The organism is Microbacterium sp. ER1, from assembly GCF_023383675.1.
Taxonomy (GTDB): Bacteria; Actinomycetota; Actinomycetes; order Actinomycetales; family Microbacteriaceae; genus Microbacterium.
The window spans coordinates 278,163-285,179 of record NZ_QCXO01000137.1; the positions used below are offsets into that span (position 1 = coordinate 278,163).

The following is a 7,017-nucleotide window of genomic DNA, read 5'->3' on the forward strand; positions in this document are numbered from 1 at the left end:
CGACAATCTGTTTCCGCACATAGGCTAAAGCAGGTCGGTGCCCATTTCCAACGGCCTGGACAGATCCGTATCGAAATTTCTACGTTCGATCGATGAATGGCCTGACGCAGGCCCGATCCGCCTCAGCCGCAGCCCGCGCGTGCGCAACAGATAGTATCTGGCCTGTCAACTAGAGTGAGTCCGGGCCGGACCCCCGCAATGCCTGCGGCGGGAGAGCATCACACACGTGGGGGGACACCACCGATATGAGCCAGAGCGGCACCGTGGCAGGAACCGTGCTGCGGATCTCCGTGGTCAGCGACGACCGCAGGCTCGACGTGGGGGTGCCATCGCAGGTCCCCCTGGTCGAGATCATCCCCGGCTTCGCCCGCAGTCTCGGCGTGCTGGACCCGACCCTCACGCACGGCGGGTACGCGCTGCAGCGGGCGGACGGCACGCCCCTCGACCCCGCTCGTGGCGCCGCGGCCCAGGGCGTGCACGACGGCGAGCTGCTGACCCTGGTGCGCGGCGGACTCATGCGCGAGCCGCGCATCTACGACGACGTCGTGGAAGCCGTGATCGACGCGACCGCGGAGCAGCACAACTCCTGGACCCCCGCGGACAGCTCCCGCACCGCCCTCTTCGTCAGCCTCACCTTCCTCGCCCTCTGCGCCGTGCTCCTCGTCGCGACGCCGCCGACGTCTCTGCTCCCGGCGATCATCGCGGGATCGGGCGCGGTCGTGCTCAGCGTGGCCGCCGCCGTGCTGATGCGGCTGCGGCAGCCCGAGGCCGGTCATGCGCTCGGACTCACCGCCGCGGCGTACGGCGGGCTCGCGGGCTACCTCGCGGTCCCCGCGCAGAGCATCTGGGGCTGGCCGCTCGCGGCTCTCGGGCTCGGACTCGTCGTCGTCGGGGGCCTCAGCCTGGCCGTCACCCAGGACAAGCCCGAGATCCACCTCGTGCCCATCGCCCTCGGTGCCTCGATCGGGATCACGGCCACGGCGGCCGCGGTCTTCGGCGACCCGCTCGCCTCGTACGCGCTGATGCTCGCGACCACGGCGCTGCTCGCGAACGGCATCCCCTGGCTGGCTCTGAGCTCCACCCGCATCCGGGTGATCTCGCCGCAGAGCGACGCCGACATGTTCTCCGCGCCGCAGCCCATCGACGCCGAGGAGGTGAAGCGTCGCGCCGCCGCCGGCACCCGCACGCTCATCGCGCTCCGTGCCGCGCTCGGCCTCGCCGCCCTCATCGCGACCCCGCTCGTCGCCGCCAGCGGCGTCACGGGCGCCGTGCTGTGCGTGCTCGCCTTCGTCGGCATGATGTTCCAGTCGCGGCAGATGCACGCCCGCCTCGGGGTGCTCGTGCTGATGGCGATCGGGGCGATCGGCCTCGCCGCGACCGGTGTGACCGTCGCGCTCGCCCTCCCCGACGTGCGCACCTGGATGCTGCTCATCCTCGTGGTCGCCACCGTGGTGCTCATCGGGCTCACGCTGCTCACGCCGAAGGCCCGCCTCCGCCTCACGCGGCTCGGCGACACGGTCGAGGTCGTCGCGCTCGCCCTCCTGCTCCCGCTCGGGGTCATCACGGCGGGGCTCGTCTGACCGATGGCGACCAAGAAGGACCTGATCGAGGCCCAGGGCTTCAGCCGGCGACGGCTCCTCTCCGCCTTCACCGGCGGCGCCCCCGGCGGCAAGGAGCTCGAACCGGCCAAGCCGCTGCGCGCCGTCATCGCGGGCATCGCCCTCACCGTCGGCGTGATCCTCGTCGGCGTGTTCTGGGGCATCATGCAGCCGGGCCTCCCCGGCGACTGGCAGAACAACCGCCTCATCGTCGCCACCGACACGGGCGCCCGCTACGTCTCGGTCGAGGGGACGCTGTACCCCGTCATCAACACCGCCAGCGCCCGCCTGCTCATCCCCGCCGGCGAGTTCAAGGTCGTGCGCACGGATCAGGCCGCCCTCGACGGCATCCCGGTCGGCGGTTCGATCGGCATCCTCGGTGCCCCTGACGACCTGCCCACCCCGAGCGCCCTCATCAACACGGCATGGACCGCGTGCATCGACGACTCTGCCGGGACCGCCGTCTCGCTGTCAGGGGCGCCGATCGCGGAGCCGTCGACGGGCACCGGCGCGGTCGTGCAACGCGGCGACGAGCTCTTCGTGATCGCGGGCGGCCTCCGGTACGCCGTCCCCGCCGACGACGCCAACGCGGTGCTGCGCGCGGTCGGCCTCGGCACCAGCGACGTCATCGAGGTCGACGGACGCTGGCTCAACCTCTTCGAGAGCGGCGCCGACCTCGAGCCGATCCGTCTGAACGCCGTCGGCGCCCGGGTGCCGGGGACCAATCTGACGGCGGGCACGATCGTGCACGTGCAGGGCAGCCCCGCGGACGAGCGCTACGTGGCCCTCGCGACCGGAGAGCTCGCGCGCCTCAGCCCGCTCGCGTACCAGCTCTACCTGCTCGGCAGCGCGCAGGAGGCCGGCGCGGACGAGGAAGAGGTGTCCCCGGCGGAGGTGGCCGACGTTCCCACCGTTCCGAACGCCGGTGGCGACGACTGGCCCACGCTTCCGCTGACGCCGCTTGCCTCCGGCGAGACCCCGTGCGCGGTCCTGGGCGGCGACGCCCGCACCGTCCTCGGGTCCACGAGCACCGAGCTGCCGGAGGACCGCGACCGTGTCGCCGTCACCGTCGGCGGTGGGGCCCTCGTGCAGACGAGCGGCCCGTCGGACGAGGCGGTGGGCATGGCCGTGCTCGTCGACGAGTCCGGTACCGCCTACGCCATCCCGGGCGCCGTGCCGGACGAGTCGGCGGAGGACGCCGCCAGCGGACCGCTCGCCCAGCTCGGTTACACCCCCGGCGACGTCGGGCGGGTGCCGAGCGCGTGGATCGACTTCTTCGCCGCCGGGCCGGCGCTGACCACAGAGGCCGCGAGAGAGTCGCCCGGCTCCGGGGACGAGTGATGCGCCGCCGCGCCGCTCTCGCCACCCTCGTGGTGGGCGCTGCCGTATGGGGGGCGCCGGCCGCCGCGGTGGCCGCGCCGACCGCTCCCACGACGATCGTGTCGATGGCGACCGGCGCCTGCGAGCCCGGCACCGTGGTGTTCGCTCCCGAGGCGCCGTCGGCACTCGCGGCCCTCGGGGCGGAGGATGCGAACCGTCTCGCCACCGGGAAGGGCGTCGTCGTGGCGGTCGTCGACTCCGGGATCGACGCCGGCAACCCGCACCTCGCCGGCGTCGTCGTCGGGGGCGTGAACCTCGTCGGCGACGGCGAACGCGGCGACGGCCTGAGCGATCTGACCGGGCACGGCACCGCCATCGCCGGGCAGATCGCGGCGCAGCCCGTCTCCGGCTCCGGCGTGGTGGGGCTCGCCCCCGATGCGCGCCTGCTGTCGGTGCGCGCGTTCCGCAGCGACTCGCCGCAGGACATCGACAAGGGGTGGGGACCGAGCGCCCAGCGCCTCGCCGACGGCATCAACTGGGCGGCGGACAACGGCGCGGACATCATCAACGTCTCGTCGTCGCAGGAGACGGACTCGCCTGCGCTGCGCGCGGCGGTGGAGCACGCGGCCGCCGTCGGAGCGCTCGTCGTCGCCAGTGGTGGCAACAGGGCCTCCGACCCGGAGGCCGAAGACAGAGCCCGGTATCCCGCCGCCTACGAGCAGGCGCTCGGCGTCAGCGCGGCCGATGCGACGGGGCTCGCGACCGACAGCTCGATCCACGGCCCGCAGGTCGGAGTCACGGCCCCCGGCGCGAACGTGCTCACCGCGGCGACGGGCGGCGGGGACTGCCTGTTCGCCTCCGACGCCCCGGCATCGAGCTTCGCGACCGGCTACGTGAGCGCGGCGGCGGCCCTGGTCGCCGAGGCGCACCCGGAGGATCCGCCCGCGGGGTGGGCGTACCGGCTCACGGCGACCGCACTTCGCGCGGATGCCGACAACCGCGATGACGTGAACGGCTGGGGCTTCATCCGGCCCTCCGCCGCCATTCAGCTCCTCCCCGACCCCACCACCCGCGGACCCGTCAGCCCCTTCTTCGACACCGGGGAGAGTGCGGTGCGGCCCCCGGTCGTGAGCGTCGAGCCCGACCACGGGGTGCCGCCGTTCGTCCTCACCCGCGAAGTGGCCCTCATCGCCGCGATCGCCGGGGCGAGCCTGCTCGGAGTCCTCGGCATCCTCATCGTCCTCCGGCGACGCCGGGAGACCCCCGCCGACGCGGCGGTCGAGGTCGAACGACAGGGCGGCCTCCTCGACCGCCCCGACCCCGAAGCCTGAGAGGCAGAGGCCGGATCAGCGGCCGGCGGCTGCCGCCTGTCGCGCCCGGACGACCGCCCCCACAAGCACCGCACCGGTGACCATGACGCCTCCCGCCAACGGCAGCAGGAGCAACCCGACGGCCGCGCTCTGCGGGTTCTGAACGACCTGACCGTAGACGAACGCCCCCATGCTGCCGAGCACTCCGACGAAGAGCGCCGCCGCGACGAGCCAGAGCAACGGGGTCATCGCGGTGCGCATGGTCGACGGCTCGCGGACGAACCGGAAGGCGAAGCCGGCGAAGAGGAACGACACCGCTGCGACGACCAGAGCCACGAGACCCCCGAAGAGGAATTCCGGGTCGGTCGACACCGCGACGAGCGCAGGAATCGCGACGATCGCCGACAGAGCACCGAGCACGACGGCGAACACGCCGGCGACACGCGGCCTGCGCGACGTGCTGCTCGTCGCCGTCGACTGCTTCGCATCTCGATCCATCCGTCTGTCCCCCCTCTTTGGACTTCCCCCACCCTAGCGAGGGCCGCAGGGCGCCGGCCTCCTCAGGCGAAGACGACGAAGCCCAGCACAACGAGACCGACGACCGACACGACGCCCGCCCCGACGGTCGCAACAAGGGTGACGACGCTCCATCGCTGCGCCTGCTTGGCGACCGACGGCAGCCCGGGCTCCACCACCCGCGTGGGCGCGGCCGCCCCGACGACGACGGGCGGAGCGGCGGGGGTGCGCGGAGCCGGACGCGGCTTGTAGATCGCGGGAGCCGGCGCGCCGTCCGGGGCGGCGAAGGAGTCGACGCGGAACCGCGGTTCGGCGGCCTGGGGTGCGGTGCCGTCGCCCTCTGCGGCGGCGCCCTTCTTCCGCCGCAGGCGTCGAGCCGGACGCGCGACCGCCACGGTGGCGTCCTCGGGGGCGTCGGCCGCCGGAGGCCCGGAGCGATCGACGACCACGGTCGCGTCATCGATGGCCTCGCCCACGGCGTCCTCGGACCCGGCATCGACCGGCTCATCGGCGACGGCGCCTTCGGGCGCATCCTCCGCGGCATCGTCGATCCGGTCGGGAGCCGGAGCCGTCTTCGCGCGATCCACCACGATGGTGGCCTCATCGACGGCGGACGATGTGTCATCGGCCGCCGGGGGCACCGGGTCCGCCGCTTCGGCCCGCCGGCGGTCGCGCCGTGTCAGGATGACGGTCTCCTCGGCCTCGTCGTCGCTCATCGCGCTCGCACCGGGACCGTCGTGCCCTCGAGCATCGAATCGGTGACCGCGGACACGGCGGCCCGTCCGCCCGTGGCGTCGTCGGGACGCGTGCGTGCGCCGCCGGAGACGACATCGATCACCAGGACCGAGATGTTGTCTCGTCCTCCGCCCTGCAGCGCGCGGCGGACGAGGGCCGCCGCCGCGGTCTCCGGGCGGCCGTTCATGGTCAGCGTCGCGCGGATGGCCTCATCGCTCACCTCGCCGGTGAGTCCGTCGGAGCACAGGAGGAGCCGCTCGCCGTCGACGACGGGGAGCAGCCAACTGTCCGCGGTGCTGTCCGGAGCCCCGACCGCGCGCGTGATGACGTTGCGGCGCGAGAACGAGGCCAGGTCTTCGGGGCGGAGCTCCCCGGCATCGACGAGCTCCTGTCCGAGGGAGTGGTCGATCGTGAGCTGCGCCAGCTCGGTACCGTGGTGCCGGTAGACCCGGGAGTCCCCCACGTTGAAGACGAGCCAGTGCGGCGCACCCTCGTGATCCACGAGGGCCACACCCGTCACGGTGCTGCCCGCACCGCGGGCGTGCGCGGCGGCGATGCCCTCGACGACGGCCGCGGCTCGACTCAGCGCGTCACTGATGTCGCCGACGTCGACCGTCCGCCCGCGCAGCGGCTCGAAGGCGGCGACGACGGCCGCGCTGGCGCGATCACCGGCGTCGTGCCCGCCCATGCCGTCGGCGACCAGGAAGACCGGACGCGCGTCGAGCACCGCGTCCTCGTTGGCCGTCCGCGTGAGCCCGGTGTCGGTCAGCGCGGCGACCCGGAGGACGACGGATTCCACGGTCACGAATCGCGCTCCGCGACGACGTGCATGCCCACTTCGCCCAGGATGAACCGGCCGGTGCCCACCACGCTCTCACCGGCGTCCAGGAGCGTCTCCGAGCCGTCGTCGGCCACCACGACGACGCCGTTGGTGGCGTGCAGGTCGGTCAGGCGCCACTCGTCCTCCTGCACCACCAGGCGGGCGTGGGTCTTCGACAGCGTGCGGGTGGTGTCCGGGATGGCCAGCCGCTGCTCGCCCGGCTCCCCGGTGGGGTTCCGGCCGATCACGACGCTCGCGCCGGACAGCGAGAACCGACGACCGTCGTCCAGCACGAGGACGCGCCGCACCCCGCGCTTGCGGGCGACGACCACCGTGGCGTCGAGGTCGTCGTCGGTGGGACGCGGCGTCACCACGGTCTTGTCGACATCGGGGATGAGGCCCTCGGGCGCAGCCGGAGCCGGTACAGGCGCGCTCTGCGCTGCCGCGGGGGCATCGGCCGGAGACGGGACGGGACGGATCGTCGGCATCGGCGGGGCCTCGGCCTGACCAGCGTCGCGGAACGACGGCGGCACCGGGCGCACGACACGATTCGCCTCCGTCGTCGGCGCGGAGGCCGGGATCTGCTCGGCCGGCGGGACGGCCGGTGCCGGCGCGGGCTGCGGGGCCGGCGGAGGCACGTCGCCCATCGCGGCCATGATCCCCGTCGGCGGCTGCGCTGCGAGGGGCGGCTCCGGCTGCGGCGCCGGGGCGGCGGGCG

The 7,017-nt window shown here is 73.7% G+C and carries 7 protein-coding genes; 3 read left to right on the forward strand and 4 right to left on the reverse strand.

Annotated elements, in window-relative coordinates; all coding sequences use genetic code 11:
- The first annotated feature begins 245 nt into the window (after positions 1–245).
- Genes eccD through BV453_RS13250 form a run of 3 tightly spaced genes read left to right on the forward strand, consistent with a single transcriptional unit; the run spans position 246 to position 4,249 of the window.
- Complete coding sequence (gene eccD / locus BV453_RS13240) at positions 246–1,580, forward strand: type VII secretion integral membrane protein EccD (protein WP_060923226.1); 1,335 nt, start codon at positions 246–248, stop codon at positions 1,578–1,580.
- Positions 1,581–1,583: 3 nt separating this feature from the next.
- Positions 1,584–2,939, forward strand: a complete 1,356-nt coding sequence (eccB, locus tag BV453_RS13245; RefSeq protein WP_249521803.1) for a type VII secretion protein EccB — start codon at positions 1,584–1,586, stop codon at positions 2,937–2,939.
- On the forward strand, positions 2,939–4,249 hold the full coding sequence (locus BV453_RS13250) for a S8 family serine peptidase (RefSeq protein WP_249521804.1): 1,311 nt from the start codon (positions 2,939–2,941) through the stop codon (positions 4,247–4,249). The genes eccB and BV453_RS13250 overlap by 1 nt, the downstream gene beginning before the upstream one ends.
- 15 nt (positions 4,250–4,264) lie before the next feature.
- On the opposite strand, the gene BV453_RS13255 is transcribed toward BV453_RS13250, so the two are convergent.
- From BV453_RS13255 to BV453_RS13270, 4 genes are all read right to left on the reverse strand, one after another.
- Positions 4,265–4,726, reverse strand: a complete 462-nt coding sequence (locus tag BV453_RS13255) for a hypothetical protein (RefSeq protein WP_025104648.1) — start codon at positions 4,724–4,726, stop codon at positions 4,265–4,267.
- A 62-nt stretch (positions 4,727–4,788) separates the two neighbouring features.
- The gene (locus BV453_RS13260) at positions 4,789–5,460 is read right to left on the reverse strand and encodes a hypothetical protein (RefSeq protein WP_249521805.1); all 672 of its coding nucleotides are present in this window, start codon (positions 5,458–5,460) and stop codon (positions 4,789–4,791) included.
- Positions 5,457–6,284 carry a PP2C family serine/threonine-protein phosphatase gene (locus BV453_RS13265; protein WP_025104650.1) on the reverse strand — a complete coding sequence of 276 codons (828 nt, stop codon included), beginning with the start codon at positions 6,282–6,284 and terminating at the stop codon, positions 5,457–5,459. The genes BV453_RS13260 and BV453_RS13265 overlap by 4 nt, the downstream gene beginning before the upstream one ends.
- Positions 6,281–7,017: FHA domain-containing protein (locus BV453_RS13270; RefSeq protein ID WP_249521806.1), on the reverse strand; the 737-nt coding region annotated here is incomplete at its 5' end. The genes BV453_RS13265 and BV453_RS13270, both read right to left, overlap by 4 nt.